This is a genomic window from Luteibacter sp. HAY1-4A, assembly GCF_056755355.1.
On record NZ_JBNDHZ010000036.1, the window covers coordinates 33,525 to 49,133 of the forward strand.

The following is a 15,609-nucleotide window of genomic DNA, read 5'->3' on the forward strand; positions in this document are numbered from 1 at the left end:
CAACGAGCGGGCGCGCCCTCCGGCATGCCCATGGGGAAGGCTTTCCCGCGTTCGGTCGGACGCGGTCGTTGACGGGACGGGGCGGCATGACGAAGGCACGATGGGCGCTGGCGGTCGGGATGTTCGTGGCGCTGGCGACGCCAGTGATGGCGGCAGACGATGCGGCGCGCTGGACGCCCGCCCGTGCCCATGCGTGGTACGCGAAGCAGCCTTGGCCGATCGGCAGCAACTACATTCCGGCCAATGCCATCAACCAGTTCGAAATGTGGCAGGCCGATACCTTCGATGCCGCGCGTATCGACAAGGAACTGGGCTGGGCACAGGCGCTCGGCATGACCACCATGCGCGTGTTCCTGCACGACCAGCTCTGGCAACAGGATGCTGCCGGCTTCAAGAAACGCATCGACACGTTCCTCGCGATCGCCGCACGGCACGGTATCAAGCCGATGCTCGTGCTGTTCGATTCCTGCTGGGACCCGGTCGCGAAGCCCGGCAAGCAACATGCTCCCGTACCGGGCGTGCACAATTCGGGCTGGGTGCAGGGGCCAGGGGTGGCCATGGACGATCCGAGCCAGTACCCGCGCCTGAAGGCCTATACCGTCGACATCGTCAGGACCTTCGCAGCCGATCCACGCATCCTCGCCTGGGACGTCTGGAACGAACCGGACAACCCGGGCGGTGGCAACTACACCACCAATCCAAAGGACAAGTTCGACCGGGTAGCCGAGTTGCTGCCTCAGGTGTTCGACTGGGCACGCAGTGCATCGCCCACGCAGCCGCTCACCAGCGGCGTGTGGCACGACGACGACTGGGCCCCTGACGCAAAGCTCAACGCGGTGGAAACCACCCAGCTCGAGCGCTCCGACATCATCACCTTCCATAGCTACGACTGGCCCGAGACGTTCGTGAAGCGCGTGGCCCAGTTGCAGCCTTATGGCCGCCCGATGATCTGCACGGAGTACATGGCTCGCGGGGCGGGTTCGACCATCGACGAAATTCTTCCACTGGGCAAGAAGCTGGACATCGGCATGATCCAGTGGGGTTTCGTCGAAGGGAAGACGCAGACCACCATGCCCTGGGATTCCTGGGACAAGCCGTACGTGCAGAAGCCGCCCGTGCTCTGGTTCCACGACCTGTTGCGCACCGACGGTACGCCGTATCGCCAGCGCGAAGTCGACATCGTCCGCCTGCTCTCCAAGTCGCCACGGGGTGTGGTACCGCCCGATGCCGTGTCGTATCCGTTGCAAGCCTTGAAGACCGCTCGTTGAACCGCTAGACGACACCTAATCTCTGAGGGGAGATTTCCATGAAGCGCTTGTCCATTCCAACGACGCTGCTGGCGTCGATGATCGCTGCTGCCTTTTTACCTGCCCACGCCGCCCAGGCTCCGACCACGCCCGTGCCGGCCGGCGAGGCGGCCCAGGCAACGCCACCGGCCCCGCAGAAGACCGATACCACGGCCCCCAAGGACGAAAAGAAACAGGCTGCGACCGCGCAGCGCGACGCGGCCGCCAACGCCGTCAATCTCAATGCCGTCACCGTCCAGGCGTTGCGCGAGAGCCTTGCCAGTGCGCAGCAGATCAAGCAGGACTCGCGCATGGTGGTCGACTCCATCGTGGCGGAAGACGTGGGCAAGTTGCCCGACAACAGTGTCGCGGACGCGCTGCAACGCATCACTGGCGTGCAAGTGGCCCAGGGTTTCCAGGGCGAAACCACCTCGGTGGTGATCCGTGGCCTGCCGAACGTCGCCACGACGCTCAACGGGCGGGAAATCTTCTCCGGCGTCGGGCGGTCGTTCGCATTCCAGAACCTTCCGGCAACGGCGGTGAAGGCGCTGAATGTCTACAAGTCGAGCGAAGCCAGCATGATCGACGGTGGCATCGCGGGCGTCGTCGACATGCAACTCTACCGTCCACTGGATTTCGACGGCTCTCGCGTGGCGGCGACCTTCAACGAAACGCACAGCCATTACGCCGACAAGAACGACCCCGAAGGCAGCCTGTTGCTGAGCAACCGCTGGCATACGGATGCCGGCGATTTCGGCGCTCTTCTCAACATGGGTGCCGGCGAGCAGCACTACGACTACAACGCGGTCTGGGGCGATTATCCGCGCGTGCTCACGGGCGCGTCGGGCGATCCGATCCGCAGCAGCAACGGCGACCTCATTTCCGCCCCCAATGGCTTCGGCGCGGACTACAACATCGGCAAGCGCAAGCGCCAGGAAGCGAACTACGCGCTGCAGTGGAAGCCGAACGACCAGACCGAGTTCTACGTGGAGGGGCTGTATGACTGGATGAACGACCGCTACAACCAGCCCTTCTTCTTCAGCTTTCCCACGGGCGCCGTAGACCCGACCTCGGTCACGGTATCGGACACCTGCTATGCCAACCAGCAGACCGGTTCGCCGTATTACGGGCAGCGCATCTGCGACGCCAGCAATGCGACGTGGACCGGCAACAGCTATGCCGCCACGAGTACACAGGCGCACCAGCAACGCGGCCACGATATCCAGAACTCGATCGGCGCAAAGTGGCACGGCGAAAAGCTGACCCTGTCGACCGACTTCTCATGGAACTCCACGTCGTTCCACGAGCAGAACTTCATCATCGACACGTTCCTCAAGGGGCCGATAACGACGGTGTGGAGCGGCAACCAAGGCGACCACACGAACTGGGGTCTTGCAGGCAATCCGGAAACGAACCCCGCGAACTTCTATCTCAACGGACTGTTCCAGACCTGGAACAACCAATCCGCCAAGCAGTTCGCCTGGCGCGGCGACGGCAACTTCGATTTTGCCGGCGACTTCTTCCAGTATGCCGACTTCGGTCTTCGCTATTCGAACCACAAGGCGCAGTACACCGGCAGTGTTGAGATCTCGACGCCGCCGCCGGGCGGCACCGGCGACATCCCGGGAAACCCGAATCCGGACAACCAGGTGATCGCCCGCTTCCCAAGCAGCTATTTCACAGCCATGCCGACCACCTCGGCGCTACCCACGCGCTGGTTGACCGGCTCGTACGATTACCTCATCGACAATGCGGACAACCTGCGCACGCTGTATGGCCTGCCCACGGGACTGGCACCGCAGAATCCGGGCCGCTACTACCAGATCAAGGAGCAGGCGATCGCGGGTTACCTCCAGGTGGCCTACGGCAATGAGCTCTTCGGCATGCCGTACGACGGCCTGATGGGCATCCGCGTCGAGCGCAACCTGCGCCGCCTCAATGCCTTCTCCTACGATGCCGGCACGAACATCTACACGCCGATCAGCGCGGGAACCAACGCGCCCGTCTATCTGCCGAACGTAAGCTTCAACCTGCACATGACCGACCAGCTGCAATTGCGCCTGGTAGCCGCGAAGACGATCACGTATCCCGGGTTCGGCCAGCTCAATCCGTCGATCTCGCTCAATCCGCCCACCATCAACCGCGCAGGTGCGGCCGCGAGCGGCAACCCGAACCTCACACCGATCAAGTCGACCAATTACGACGCCTCGCTGGAGTATTACTTCGGCCCATCCAGCTACATCAGCGGTAACGTGTTCTATCGCGACATCAAGGGCTACATCCAGAACTACGTGACCGACGTGGTGATCGGCGGCCTGCCCTACCAGCTCTCCTCGCCGCAAAGTGCTGGCTCAGGCCACCTGGACGGTACCGAAGTGGCCTACCAGCAGTTCTTCGATTTCCTGCCCGGCGCGTTCAGCGGCCTGGGTGTCCAGTTGAACTACACGTACATCGAAGGCAGCACGCGGTCGCCGCAGTACATCGGCGGTCCCATTGTAGTCGCACCGCTGCAGAACGTCTCGAAGAACAACGGCAATGCCGTGCTGATGTACGAGAAGTACGGTGTGTCGGCACGCCTGGCCTACAACTACCGCAGCAAGTTCATCGACGGGTTCAACGCGGTGAACGTGGCGGGCGTTAACGACTACATCAAGCCGGCCAACCAGGTGGATTTCTCGCTCGCGTACGATTTCACCAAGAACCTCACCGGCGTGTTCAACGCGACCAATATCCTCGGCGCGAACCTCCACCAGTTCTTCGGCGAAGGCACGAGCCGGCCGCGCGATATTCGCTACCAGGATCGTACGGTCGGCGTCGGCGTCCGGCTCAAGCTTTGACGTTTCTTCCCCGGCGTATCGGGCATCGCGTCCCGATACGCTCTTTTTTCGAAGAGGGAACAGGACATCATGATGTTGCTCAAGCGTTCGACCCACGGTCTTGTCCTGCTCGCCGTCGCGATGTGCACGGGCGCGGCGTTCGCCGAACCCCCTGTCGGCGGCACGCACCTGGCCGATGGATCCGGGTACGTCACGGTCACACCGGTGGGCGAAGGCAACAACCGCCTGCTCATGGCCTTCGAACAGAAGGGCATGGCCGGCATCGCGCTCTGGCGCAGCGACGATGGCGGCGACCACTGGCAATCGGTCGGCAATGTCACGGACCAGGTCCATAAGGACCCGAGGTGGCAACTCCGCTGGCAGCCGCACCTCATGCGCCTGCCTCGTTCGAGCGGTGGCCTCGCCGCGGGCACGCTCATCCTTTCCGCCAACGCCACGGGTAACAATGCCGATGGCCGGGTGACGTCGCAGGATCTGCAGGTGTATGCCTCCACCGACGAAGGCGCGACGTGGCATTACCGCGGTTCCGTCATAAAGGGCGGTGGAAGGCCGGAGGACAAGGACAACAAGGGCGTGTGGGAAACCAACATCCACGTGCTCGACGACGGTCGCATGGTGGCCTATTACTCCACCGAGCAGCACAAGGCCGAGGGTTACAACCAGGCGCTGGCGCACAAGCTCTCGACCGATGGTGGCAAGAGCTGGGGACCCGAGGTACTGGATGTCGCCATTCCCGGCGGTGTCGAGCGGCCCGGCATGGCCATCGTCACGCGGATGGGCGACGGCCGCTACGCCATGACCTACGAGAACATCGACGGTCCGAACAACGGACAGGTGCATATCAAGTTCAGCCGCGACGGCCTCGACTGGGGCGACCCGCAACGCCACGGCATCCCGGTGGCGACCGCGTCGGGCGCATGGCCCTCGGCGTGCCCCGTCGTGCAGTGGTTCCCCGTGGGCGGCCCCGAAGGCACGTTGGTGATCTCCGCCGAACGCGCCGGCGGCGGTGGCGACGAGGGCGGACGCTCGTTGTACTGGAACAACGCGTCCGGCCGCGGTCCCTGGTGGGAAGCGCGGGCACCGGTGCAAAAGCGCACGGGCAACATCCACGCGGGATGGACGCAAGCCTTGCTCCGCCGCGACGATGGCCGGTTCCTGCACGTCACCACCTCGTCGTCGCCCGCGGAGCCGTCGTCCGAGTGGGCGAACGAAGTGCTCTACAACACTGCGCCGCTGGATTTCAGCCGCTTCGAAGCCGAGGACGCGGCGAAGGAAGGCAGCGTGGTCATTGCCGACGACAAGGCCTCCAACGGCCGCAAGGCGCGGCTGGCCGCCGGAAGCAACGGCCGGCTGCGCTTCGATGTGGCGAGCGTCGGCGGTGCGCAGACGCTTCGTCTTCGCTTCGCCACCGTGGGGCTGCCGGGGATTCCTGCCGTCGTCGTCAATGGTGCGCGCCAGCCGGCGGGAACCGTGCGTGACGACGGCGAGGGCTGGTCGATGCTCGAGATGAAGGTGACCCTTTTGCCCGGCATGAACACGCTGGCGATCGACGGTGGCGCGCACGTCCTGGACGTGGACTACCTGCAGGTGGGGCAGTGACGATGCGCCGCCTCGCGATGGCATCGCTCCTGTGCGTGGCCGCGGCAAGCCATGCGCAAGCGTTGCTTCCATCAGGACCTGATCCGTGGGTGGTCCAGCGGCAGGGCGTGTTCTATTACCTGAACACGATGGGCGACCGCATTGCCATCCGGAAAACCACGGACATCCAACGGCTGCGTGACGCAGTACCCGTTACGGTGTGGCGGCCGCCCGCCGAAGGCGCGAACTCGGCGGCCATCTGGGCGCCGGAGCTGCACTTCCTCGATGGCAAGTGGTACCTGTATTACACCGCGGCCGAAAAGCGGCACAACGACGATGCGCATCGCCACATTTTCGTGCTGGAGAACGCGGCAGCCGATCCCACCACGGGTACGTGGGTGGACAAGGGCATGCTGACCACGCACCTGCCGGGCATCGACGGCACCGTGTTCGAGTACCGTGGCCGTCGCTACTTCGCCTACTCCGCTTACGTCGGCGACCGGAGCGACCTGATCCTCGCCCCCATGTCCAATCCGTGGACGTTGGGCGATCCGCAGGTCGATATCGCCACGCCGACGTTTACCTGGGAGATGCAGGGTGGGCGGGAAATCCTCGAGGGCCCCGAGTTCATCGAAGGGCCGGACGGCACGGCGTATCTGACCTACTCCGGCAGCGCGTGCTGGTCGGACGACTATGCGATCGGTCTGTTGACGGCGGACAAAGACGCCAACCTGCTCGACGCGGCGTCATGGAAGAAGTCGCCGCGCCCGGTGCTGGCCAGTTCGCCACGGAACCACGTCTACGCTCCGGGCCACAACGGCTTCTTCAAGTCCGCCGACGGCAAGACCGACTGGATCATCTACCACGCCAACGGCGGCCCGGACTGGAAATGCACCGCACGCCGCGCACCGCACGCCCAACCGATGCAGTGGGATCCCCAAGGCAAACCGATATTCCCCGACCCGCGGTAAAAAAGGCCGCGATTGCTCGCGGCCTTTTTCGTGTCGCTTATGGCTTTGCTTACGCAGCGCGAACCGACTTCATCGCCTCGGCGTTGCGTACCACGTTCGCACGCAGTTCCTCGCTGTCGAAGTCGTCCACCGAGATGAACTCGGCTACCCCGTCGCGCACACGTTGCAGGAGTTCGCGTTCGGCGGCCGTGATCGCGCCCAGCTTTTCGGCCTCGGCCAGTTGCTCGTTGTACGTGTGCGAGCGCAGCTGGCCGCCCTTGAAGGCCTTGAGGAACTTGCGTTCCACCGGTTCCGCGGCGATCACGTCGGGCAGGATCTCGTTCATGCGGCCCACGGTGTTGTTCGCCGTCGGGGTGAGGTAGGTCCACGTGGTGAGGCGGTCGCGGGCTTCGCTCGGTGCCGTGATGAGCGCGGCGACACGACGGCCGAGGCGGTCGGACGGCGGAACCTCGCGGCGGCCGAACGGGAAGACCAGGGCGCGCAGCAGCCACGCCACCGGGCGCACCGGGAAGTTGCGGATCACGCCGTCCAGCGCCATCTGCATCTTCCACACGCACTCATGGAACGCCCAGGCCAGCAACGGACGATCGGCTTCCGGACGGCCCGTGTCTTCGTAGCGCTTCAGCATGGCGCTGGCGATGTAGAGATACGACAGCGTGTCGCCGAGGCGGGCCGACAGCTTCTCCTTGAATTTCAGCTTGCCGCCAAGCACGCCCATCGACACGTCGGCGCAGAGCGCGAGCGCGGCGGAGTAGCGGTTGAGCTTGCGGTAGAAGCGGCGCGTGTACGCGTCGCCCGCCGTGTCGCCGATCTTGGCCGCCGTGATGCCGAGCACGAAGCTGCGCACCGCATTGGAGAACCCGAAGCCGATGTGGCCGAACAGGGCATCGTCGAAGGTCTTCAGGCGCTCGCGGTAGTCGGCGATGTTCAGTGCCTGCATTTCCTTCAGCACGTAAGGATGGCAGCGGATCGCGCCCTGGCCGAAGATCATGAGGCTGCGCGTCATGATGTTCGCGCCTTCCACCGTGATGGCGATGGGCACACTCTGCCAGCCGCGGCCCATGTAGTTCTTCGGGCCCAGGATCACGCCCTTGCCGCCGTGGATATCCATGGCGTCGGACGCGATCTGGCGGCACCACTCGGTGGCGTGGTACTTGGCGATGGCCGACGGAACCGCCGGCTTCTCACCGCGATCCACCGCCGCGGCGGTTGCACGCGACAGCGCCTGCATGCCGTAGGTGAGGCCGCCGATGCGGGCCAGCGCTTCCTCCACACCTTCGAAGCGGCCGATGGCCAGGCCGAACTGCTTGCGCATGCGGGCGTACGCACCCGTGGCGGCCACCGCCATGCGGGAGGCGCCGGTAGCGTTCGACGGCAGCGAGATGGCGCGGCCCACGGAGAGGCATTCGACCAGCATGCGCCAGCCCTGCCCCGCCATGTGCGGACCGCCGATCAGCACGGACAGCGGAACGAACATGTCCTTGGCGTGGACCGGACCGTTCTGGAATGGCGTGTTCAGCGGGAAGTGGCGGCGGCCGATCTCCATCCCCGGGGTTTCGCGCGGCAACAGGGCCAGCGTGATGCCGAGATCTTCCTTGTCGCCCAGCAGCTTGTCCGGGTCGTACATGCGGAAGGCAAGGCCGACGATGGTGGCTACCGGCGCGAGGGTGATGTAACGCTTGTCGAAGGTGAGGCGGATGCCGACGGTTTCCTCACCGTTCCACATGCCCTTCGTGACGATGCCGAAATCCGGGATCGACGTCGCGTCGGAGCCGGCATAGGGGCCGGTGAGCGCGAAACACGGAATCTCGCGGCCGTCGGCAAGGCGCGGCAGGTAGTGGTTCTTCTGCTCGTCGCTGCCGTAATGCATCAGCAGTTCGCCCGGCCCGAGGGAGTTCGGCACGGCGACGGTGGAAGCCAGCGTCTGCGACATGCTGGACAGCTTCTGCAGCACCGCGGAGTGAGCCAGCGCGGAGAAACCCAGCCCACCGTAGCTCTTCGGAATGATCATGCCGAAGAACTTGTTCTTCTTGATGAACTCCCAGACGTTCGGCGGCAGGTCGGCCAGCTCGTGCGTGATCTGCCAGTCGTCGATCATGCCGCACAGTTCCTCGACCGGACCGTCGAGGAAAGCCTGTTCCTCGATCGAGAGTTCCGGCTTCGGCTGGCGAAGCAGTTGCGACCAGTCGGGCTTGCCCGAGAACAGCTCACCCTCGAAACCGACCGTGCCCGCTTCCAGGGCGGTCTGCTCGGTATCGGAGAGCTTGGGGGTCACCTTCGCGAACAGCGAGAGCAGCGGCGCGCTGATCTTCTTGCGACGGAAGTCGACCATCAGCAGGGGCGCCGCGACGACGCCCAGCAGGACGAGCAGCACGACGGTGGTGACCGGCGCGCCGGCGAGGAAGCCGACCACGAGGATCGTGGCCGCCGTCGCGATGGCCCACGTCTTGAGGGACGTTCGGTGGTAGGCACAGGCACCGGAGGCGATGAGCGCCGCCAGCACAACCAGGATCGCAGACATCGGTATCACCTCGTCACAGTCGGTTAGCTAAGGGTATGCATGAAACTCGCGATCTCGCGCGTAAACGCGTCGTTCGCGTCGCCGGCCACCATATGGGTGGCGTCGGCCAGGGCCACGTGACGCGCATGCGGCACGAGGCTGAGGAACTCGTCGACGGTGTGGCGAGACACCACGTCGCTGCGAGCGCCGGAAAGAAGCAGCACGGGCACCTTGACCCGGGCCGCCGCGGCGAAAAGGCGCGGCTGGTAGCGCTCGCTTTCCTGCACGATACCGTCGAGCAACGCCGGGTCCCAGTGCCAGCGGAGGCGCCCGTCGCCATCCTGCCGAAGCAGCGGCTTCAACTGGGCCTCCGTCTTGCGCTCGCCGCGATGCGGGAGATATGCCTCGATCGCCGAGGCAGCCTCGTCGTAGCTCGCGAAACCTTTCGGATGGGCGCGCATGAAGCCGAGGATACGTTCCACCCCGGCGGTTTCCCACCGCGGCGTGATATCCACCAGGACGAGCGCCGAAAACGGCGGCGCCCTGCCCTCGCCCGCCTCGCCCGCGGCGACCAGGCCCAGCAGCCCGCCCATGGACGCACCGACGAGAACAGGCGGCCTGCCGTCGGGCGCGTCCGCCTCGCTCGCCACCGCCAGGAGGTCCCCGACGAATTGCTCCATGTGGTAGTCGCCGCGCGGCATCCGCTCGCTTTCGCCATGACCGCGCGCATCGAACGTCGTGGCGTCGAAACCCTGCGCCGCCAAAGTCTGGGCCGCGCCCTGCCATGCGTGCCTGGTCTGGCCGAAACCGTGGGCGAACAGCAGCGATGGCGAACGCTCGCCGCGCCAGCGCTGGGTGGCGACGACAAGGCCATCGAACGAGACCAGGCTCGTCCGGGTGCTGGGTACATGAACGCGATCGGCAACCATACGGCCGAGTATGTAATGCCGGGAAAGGTGCGTCAATACGGCCGCGTACGGTCACGTAAGAGCTGCCAAGTCAAGGTCTTATGCAACAACACCCTGCCGCGACCGATTGCAAACGCGGAAGTCTCGGCTACCATGCGTCGATGAACGATGGTGCCAAGAACGAACGAGCACGCCTTTCCGCCGAAGACTGGGAAGACGGCGCCCTAGCCCTCATCGCCGAACAAGGGGTCGGCGCCCTCGCGGTGGAAGCCCTGGCCAGACGCCTTGGCGTCACCAAGGGCAGCTTCTACTGGCATTTCCGCACCAGGGAGGCGCTGCTCCAGGCGTCGCTGGAACGCTGGGAAGAATACGGCGAACGCGAAGTGCTGGCGGAGATCGAGCGCATTCCGGATCCGCGCAAGCGCCTGCCGGAACTGTTCCGCCGCGTGGCCCACGAACTGCAGCCCCACCGCGTCTATGCCGCGTTGCTGAAGGCGCTCGACCATCCGCAGGTGGTGCCGGTGATGTCGCGCGTGTCCCAGCGGCGCATGGACTTCCTCACGCGGATGTATACGGAAGCCGGGCTCGAGCCGGTGGGCGCTCTGCACCGCGCCCGGCTCACCTACGCCGCGTACGTGGGATTCCTGCAACTGAACTTCACGCTCGGCCTTCCACGGCTGTCGCACGAAGAGTTCGACGCCTATGTCGAACACATGATCGCAACGCTCACGCCAGAGAAATCAAGCGACCGACCCTGAACGGCAACCGGGTTTTGCTGCGCCGTACCTTGCCAATACCAGGACGCGCAAACTACTGTCTCCGCTTGCGTTTAACTGGAGACCACCAAGGATGCGTTCGCACGGCAGTTCATTGGAAGCATTGAATCGATGGGTCGACGACGTCGCCCGGCTCACGGAACCCGCCACCATCCACTGGTGCGACGGCTCCGACGCGGAATACGCCGAACTCGTCAAGACGATGCTGGCCAGCGGCGACCTGCTGCCGCTGAATGCCGAGAAGCATCCGCGTAGCTATCTGCATCGCTCGAACCCCTCGGACGTTGCGCGCGTCGAGCACCTCACCTTCGTCTGCACCCCCGAGGAAGAGGACGCCGGCCCCAACAATCATTGGATGGCACCTGCCGAGGCCCACGCGAAGATCGACGCACTGTTCGCCGGCGCGATGCGCGGCCGCACCATGTACGTCATCCCGTACTGCATGGGCCCCATCGATTCGCCGATGTCGCGCTGCGGAGTGGAGATCACCGACAGCCCCTATGTCGTCGCCAACATGCGGATCATGACCCGCATGGGTGCGCAGGCCCTGGCGCGTATCGAGCGCGATGGCAGCTTCGTGAAGGGGCTGCACTCCACCGGCGACCTCGATCCGGAGCGCCGTTTCATCATGCATTTCCCCGAGGAACTGTCGATCAAGTCGATCGGTTCGGGGTACGGCGGCAATGCACTGCTGGGCAAGAAATGCCATGCGTTGCGCATCGCCAGCCATCAGGCGCGCCGCGAAGGCTGGCTCGCCGAGCACATGCTCATCGTCGGTATCGAGAATCCGAAGGGCGAGAAACACTACATCGCCGCCGCATTCCCGTCCGCGTGCGGCAAGACCAACCTCGCCATGCTCATCCCCACCGAGGGCTATCGCAAGGCGGGCTGGAAGGTCTGGACGGTAGGCGACGACATCTGCTGGATGACGCCGGGTGAAGACGGCCGCCTGTGGGCGATCAATCCGGAGGCCGGCTACTTCGGCGTCGCCCCGGGCACCAGCGCCAAGACCAACCCCTCGGCGCTCGCCACCCTCGGGCACGATGCGATCTTCACCAACGTGGCCGTTACTGCCGACAACAGCGCTTGGTGGGAAGGCCTGGGCGAAGGCGAGCCGGTGACTGATTGGCAGGGGCGTCCCTACGATCCCGCCAACGGTCCCGCCGCGCATCCCAATGCCCGCTTCACCGTAAGCGCGAAGCAGTGCCCCAGCTGGGCTCCGGAGTCCGAGGCGCCCACGGGCGTACCGATCTCGGCAATCGTGTTCGGAGGCCGCCGGCCTTCGCTCGTGCCGCTGGTGTTCGAGGCGAAGGACTGGGCGCACGGCGTCCTCGTCGGCGCCGCCATGGGTTCGGAAACCACGGCCGCGGCCACGGGCGCGGTGGGCGTGCTCCGCCGCGACTCGATGGCGATGAAGCCGTTCTGCGGCTACAACTTCGCCGACTACTTCGCCCATTGGCTCTCGTTCGACAAGCCGGGTGCCAGGCTGCCCCGCATCTTCCACGTGAACTGGTTCCGCAAGGACGGCGACGGTCAGTTCATGTGGCCGGGGTACGGCGACAACCTGCGCGTGCTCGACTGGATGATCCAACGCGTCGAAGGGATGGCGAAGGGCGTCGACACGCCGATCGGCATCCTGCCCGCGAAGCACGAACTGAACGTCGATGGCCTGGATATCCCGCCGGGCGTCGTGGACGAACTGCTCCGCGTCGACGTGGAAGCCTGGCAGGAAGAACTGCGCGCCATCGGCCTGTACCTCGACGGCTTCGGTGCTCGCATGCCCGAGCGTCTGAAGGCCGAGCGGCTGAAGGTGAGCAAGGCGCTGGATGCCGCCGTGACCCGGCCGAGGGCCAGCGTAGCCTGATCGCGGTATTGTGGGAGCCGCTTCAGCGGCGATGAGTGCTCGCGGCAGGCTTGCCCGCTGCCGCGGGATCGCCGGCGAAGCCGGCTCCCACAGGTGAGCTGTCGTCCCATGGAAGCTGTCTCCCACAGCGAACCTGGTCGCGGCCCTCCTTAAACCGTTTGTCCCCTGCCGGCATCCAAGCTGGCAAGATGAACGCCCTATGCCTCGCCGCCACGTCCTTCATGCAGCCTGAGCTGCCTGCCGCTTCGTCGGACGACGAGATCGTGCGCGCGGCGGTGGCCGGCGACCGCAAGGCCTTCGAAACCCTCTATCGCCGGCATGCCGACCGCGTCTACGGTGCCGTACTGCGCCTCGCGGCTTTCGACCATGCCCGCGCCGAGGACCTCACCCAGGAAGCCTTCGTGCGCGCCTGGCAGAAACTCGAAGGGTTCCGCTTCGAAAGCGCCTTCGGCACCTGGGTCTACCGGCTGGCGGTGAACGTGGCGCTCATGTCCATACGCGCCCGCAACGCCGACCCGGTCAGCATCGTGGCCGACGACCACCTGCCGGACATCACCGACACCGACAATCCCGTCCGCGCGTTCGAGCGCGAGGAACTGGAACAGGCCATCGCCGCATTACCGCCGCGGGCCCGGGCCGTCCTCGTGCTGCACGACGTGGAAGGGTGGAAACACGAGGAAATCGCCGTCGAACTCTCGATGGCGGTGGGATCCTCGAAAGCACAGTTGCATCGTGCACGCGGCCTGCTTCGCCGCGCGCTGGGAGACAAACCATGAACGAACTCGACTACCTGCGCCAGATGCGCTCCATCAATCGGCCGGTCACGCCACACCGCGACCTGTGGGCGGACATCGAGGCACGGCTCGACGACGCCGCGGCCGCGCCTCGCCGGCAGCATCGTGCGCGCCCCTGGCTGATGGCCGCGGCCATCGCCGGCGTGGCGGTGCTGGGCGGCGGACTGGGCCTGCACCTGGCCGCGCCGCCCGGGACCAACGCCGTAGCCACGGCGTCGCCATGGAAACCTTCCGATCCGCGCCTCAGCGGCGCGGCGGTTGAACTCGACGCCGCACGCATGGAACTCACCCAGGCCATGCGGGATTCCCCCGATTCGGCCGCGCTGCAACGCCTGCTGCTGCGCACCGAACGCCAGCGCGATCGTCTGCGCAACCTCGACAAGCAAGCCAGCTAACGCGAACAGCCAGGACATTCCCCATGAAAACGCTCTACTTCACTCCCCTGCTGCTGGCGCTGTCGATCGGCGAGGCGTTCGCCTCGACGCCGATCAACCTCTCGAAAGACATCCGGCCCAATGCCCGCATCAGCATCGAAAACGTCAAGGGCGAGGTCACCGTCACGGCCTGGGACAAGAACCAGGTGCAGGTGTCCGGCACCTTGGGCGACGGTGCCCGGCCGCTGCAGATCGAAGGTGACGACCGCAACGTCGACATCCACGTCGAGGGCGACGAGAAAAAAGGCCGGTGGTTCAGTTGGGGCAACGATTCCAGCATGCAGGCGACCATCCTCAACGTGCGCGTGCCGAAGTCGGTGGAGGTGGACATCAACGTGGTCAGCGCGCCGGTCAGCATCGACGGTCTCGATGGCGGCCGCATCGACGTGGAATCGGTCAGCGGGCGCATCCGCGCCAACCTGCGTTCGCCGGAGGTAAGCATGCAGACGGTGAGCGGCACGATCGACCTCGCAGGCCGCGCTGGCCGCGCCGACCTGCAGACCGTCTCGGGCGACATCACGGCGCCCAATGTGGGCGACAAGGTCGACGCGCAGACGGTGTCCGGCCGCATGACCATCGGCGGCGGCCCTTGGAAGGAGGCGAACTTCAGCACGGTGTCGGGCGACACGCAGATCAACGGCGGCCTGATCGATGGCGGCAAGATCGATGTCGACTCGATGAGCGGCGACGTGCAGATCCAGTTGCCCGCCAACACGTCGGCCCGCCTCGAAGCCTCCACCTTCAGCGGCGACCTGCGCAGCGATTGGGGGAACGCCTCCAAGGGCGACGAGGGTCCGGGCAAGGAACTGAAAACGACGATCGGCGGTGGCGCCGGTAACGTGCACGTCGAATCGTTCAGCGGCGACGTGCGCGTACGCAACATGGGGCGCTGAGTGGCGCCATTCCCTCGCCCATGCCGAAGGACCAAAAAAAGCCGCCATTGGGCGGCTTTTTTTACAGGTCCTGGTGGTACTGCACGTAAGGCGTGCGCGACTGGTCGGGCTCGGGGCCCGCCGGGCTGCTGGGTACAGTGCCCGACGACCAGACATTCTGCGCACCCACGGAGAGCTCGCCGCGCCACGGTAGGCGCCAGGTGACCCCGAGGTCGATGGCGCTCCATCGGCGATCCGGATTGAGGCCGTTCACCGCGGTGGCTTCCGGCTGCATGGTGCGGCCAGTGATAGAGCCGGAAAGCGGGCCGCGGTCGACGCCGAAGCTCAGCGCCTTCTGGTCCACCGAACCGATGCCCAGAAGGTTGCCCGGCAGGAGCCGGATGCGGCCGATGCTCGCACCTAGGTCGATGCCACTACGCCCGCCCAGGTCGACCCGGCCGTGCGCATTGAGTTCGGTGCTGGACGACAAGGCCCCGATGGGAAGGCCCGAAGCGATGGCAAGGCCGGGCAGCACACGCGGCAAGGCGGCACCCGTACCTGCCGGACGGCTGGAGCCGACGCCGACGCCGACGCTGTAGCCGCTGCCACGGAAGGTGGCACCCACCTCGCTGCCCACGATGCGGGGCGGGGCGCCCGGTGAGCTGCAGCGGTCGGTCTTGACCGCCGAAGCGCCACAGGATTCGGCAGAATTGATCCAGCCCTGGCCGCTTACGTTGGCATGGGCCTGCACGCGGGGACCGAGGTCGTACTGGAGCCCACTGGAAAGGA

Annotated in this window: 12 protein-coding genes; 9 read left to right on the forward strand and 3 right to left on the reverse strand. The window is 65.6% G+C overall.

Annotated features, from left to right (window positions below):
- Window positions 1-86: 86 nt before the first annotated feature.
- From ACPYOD_RS13195 to ACPYOD_RS13210, 4 genes are all read left to right on the forward strand, one after another.
- A complete protein-coding gene (locus tag ACPYOD_RS13195; RefSeq protein WP_481302189.1) occupies window positions 87-1,268 on the forward strand; it encodes a glycoside hydrolase 5 family protein in 1,182 nt (393 codons plus the stop codon).
- Between the two features lie 38 nt (window positions 1,269-1,306).
- The gene (locus tag ACPYOD_RS13200; protein WP_481302190.1) at window positions 1,307-4,123 is read left to right on the forward strand and encodes a TonB-dependent receptor; all 2,817 of its coding nucleotides are present in this window, start codon (window positions 1,307-1,309) and stop codon (window positions 4,121-4,123) included.
- A 69-nt stretch (window positions 4,124-4,192) separates the two neighbouring features.
- Complete coding sequence (locus ACPYOD_RS13205; RefSeq protein WP_481302191.1) at window positions 4,193-5,722, forward strand: exo-alpha-sialidase; 1,530 nt, start codon at window positions 4,193-4,195, stop codon at window positions 5,720-5,722.
- A gap of 2 nt (window positions 5,723-5,724) precedes the next feature.
- Window positions 5,725-6,672, forward strand: coding sequence for a glycoside hydrolase family 43 protein (locus ACPYOD_RS13210; RefSeq protein ID WP_481302199.1), 948 nt, complete (start codon window positions 5,725-5,727; stop codon window positions 6,670-6,672).
- Window positions 6,673-6,721: 49 nt separating this feature from the next.
- Here the strand turns inward: ACPYOD_RS13210 and ACPYOD_RS13215 are convergent, their stop codons facing one another.
- Both ACPYOD_RS13215 and ACPYOD_RS13220 read right to left on the reverse strand, forming a co-directional pair.
- Window positions 6,722-9,193 carry an acyl-CoA dehydrogenase gene (locus tag ACPYOD_RS13215; protein WP_481302192.1) on the reverse strand — a complete coding sequence of 824 codons (2,472 nt, stop codon included), beginning with the start codon at window positions 9,191-9,193 and terminating at the stop codon, window positions 6,722-6,724.
- Between the two features lie 23 nt (window positions 9,194-9,216).
- Complete coding sequence (locus tag ACPYOD_RS13220) at window positions 9,217-10,101, reverse strand: alpha/beta hydrolase (protein ID WP_481302200.1); 885 nt, start codon at window positions 10,099-10,101, stop codon at window positions 9,217-9,219.
- A gap of 140 nt (window positions 10,102-10,241) precedes the next feature.
- Here ACPYOD_RS13220 and ACPYOD_RS13225 point away from each other — a divergent pair, with 140 nt between their 5' ends.
- The 5 genes from ACPYOD_RS13225 (at window position 10,242) to ACPYOD_RS13245 (ending at window position 14,841) form a co-directional block, all read left to right on the forward strand.
- A complete protein-coding gene (locus tag ACPYOD_RS13225) occupies window positions 10,242-10,838 on the forward strand; it encodes a TetR/AcrR family transcriptional regulator (protein ID WP_481302193.1) in 597 nt (198 codons plus the stop codon).
- Window positions 10,839-10,929: 91 nt separating this feature from the next.
- Entirely contained in the window at window positions 10,930-12,720 is a 1,791-nt protein-coding gene (locus tag ACPYOD_RS13230) for a phosphoenolpyruvate carboxykinase (GTP) (protein ID WP_481302194.1), read from the forward strand.
- Between the two features lie 221 nt (window positions 12,721-12,941).
- A complete protein-coding gene (locus ACPYOD_RS13235; protein WP_481302201.1) occupies window positions 12,942-13,496 on the forward strand; it encodes an RNA polymerase sigma factor in 555 nt (184 codons plus the stop codon).
- Window positions 13,493-13,909: a hypothetical protein gene (locus ACPYOD_RS13240; protein WP_481302195.1), complete on the forward strand. Its 417-nt coding sequence runs from the start codon at window positions 13,493-13,495 to the stop codon at window positions 13,907-13,909. Before ACPYOD_RS13235 ends, ACPYOD_RS13240 begins: the two co-directional genes overlap by 4 nt.
- A gap of 23 nt (window positions 13,910-13,932) precedes the next feature.
- Window positions 13,933-14,841, forward strand: a complete 909-nt coding sequence (locus tag ACPYOD_RS13245) for a DUF4097 family beta strand repeat-containing protein (RefSeq protein ID WP_481302196.1) — start codon at window positions 13,933-13,935, stop codon at window positions 14,839-14,841.
- A 61-nt stretch (window positions 14,842-14,902) separates the two neighbouring features.
- Here the strand turns inward: ACPYOD_RS13245 and ACPYOD_RS13250 are convergent.
- Window positions 14,903-15,609 (reverse strand): hypothetical protein (locus ACPYOD_RS13250; RefSeq protein ID WP_481302197.1); only part of this gene is annotated, 707 nt, incomplete at its 5' end.

What these genes read in the sequence shown, in the direction of transcription:
- ACPYOD_RS13235 (WP_481302201.1), top strand. Translation starts at nt 12,942, where the DNA reads ATGCAGCCTGAGCTGCCTGCCGCTTCGTCGGACGACGAGATCGTGCGC.
- ACPYOD_RS13225 (WP_481302193.1), top strand. Translation starts at nt 10,242, where the DNA reads ATGAACGATGGTGCCAAGAACGAACGAGCACGCCTTTCCGCCGAAGAC.
- ACPYOD_RS13215 (WP_481302192.1), bottom strand. Translation starts at nt 9,193, where the DNA reads ATGTCTGCGATCCTGGTTGTGCTGGCGGCGCTCATCGCCTCCGGTGCC.
- ACPYOD_RS13220 (WP_481302200.1), bottom strand. Translation starts at nt 10,101, where the DNA reads ATGGTTGCCGATCGCGTTCATGTACCCAGCACCCGGACGAGCCTGGTC.
- ACPYOD_RS13230 (WP_481302194.1), top strand. Translation starts at nt 10,930, where the DNA reads ATGCGTTCGCACGGCAGTTCATTGGAAGCATTGAATCGATGGGTCGAC.
- ACPYOD_RS13205 (WP_481302191.1), top strand. Translation starts at nt 4,193, where the DNA reads ATGATGTTGCTCAAGCGTTCGACCCACGGTCTTGTCCTGCTCGCCGTC.
- ACPYOD_RS13200 (WP_481302190.1), top strand. Translation starts at nt 1,307, where the DNA reads ATGAAGCGCTTGTCCATTCCAACGACGCTGCTGGCGTCGATGATCGCT.
- ACPYOD_RS13245 (WP_481302196.1), top strand. Translation starts at nt 13,933, where the DNA reads ATGAAAACGCTCTACTTCACTCCCCTGCTGCTGGCGCTGTCGATCGGC.
- ACPYOD_RS13210 (WP_481302199.1), top strand. Translation starts at nt 5,725, where the DNA reads ATGCGCCGCCTCGCGATGGCATCGCTCCTGTGCGTGGCCGCGGCAAGC.
- ACPYOD_RS13240 (WP_481302195.1), top strand. Translation starts at nt 13,493, where the DNA reads ATGAACGAACTCGACTACCTGCGCCAGATGCGCTCCATCAATCGGCCG.
- ACPYOD_RS13195 (WP_481302189.1), top strand. Translation starts at nt 87, where the DNA reads ATGACGAAGGCACGATGGGCGCTGGCGGTCGGGATGTTCGTGGCGCTG.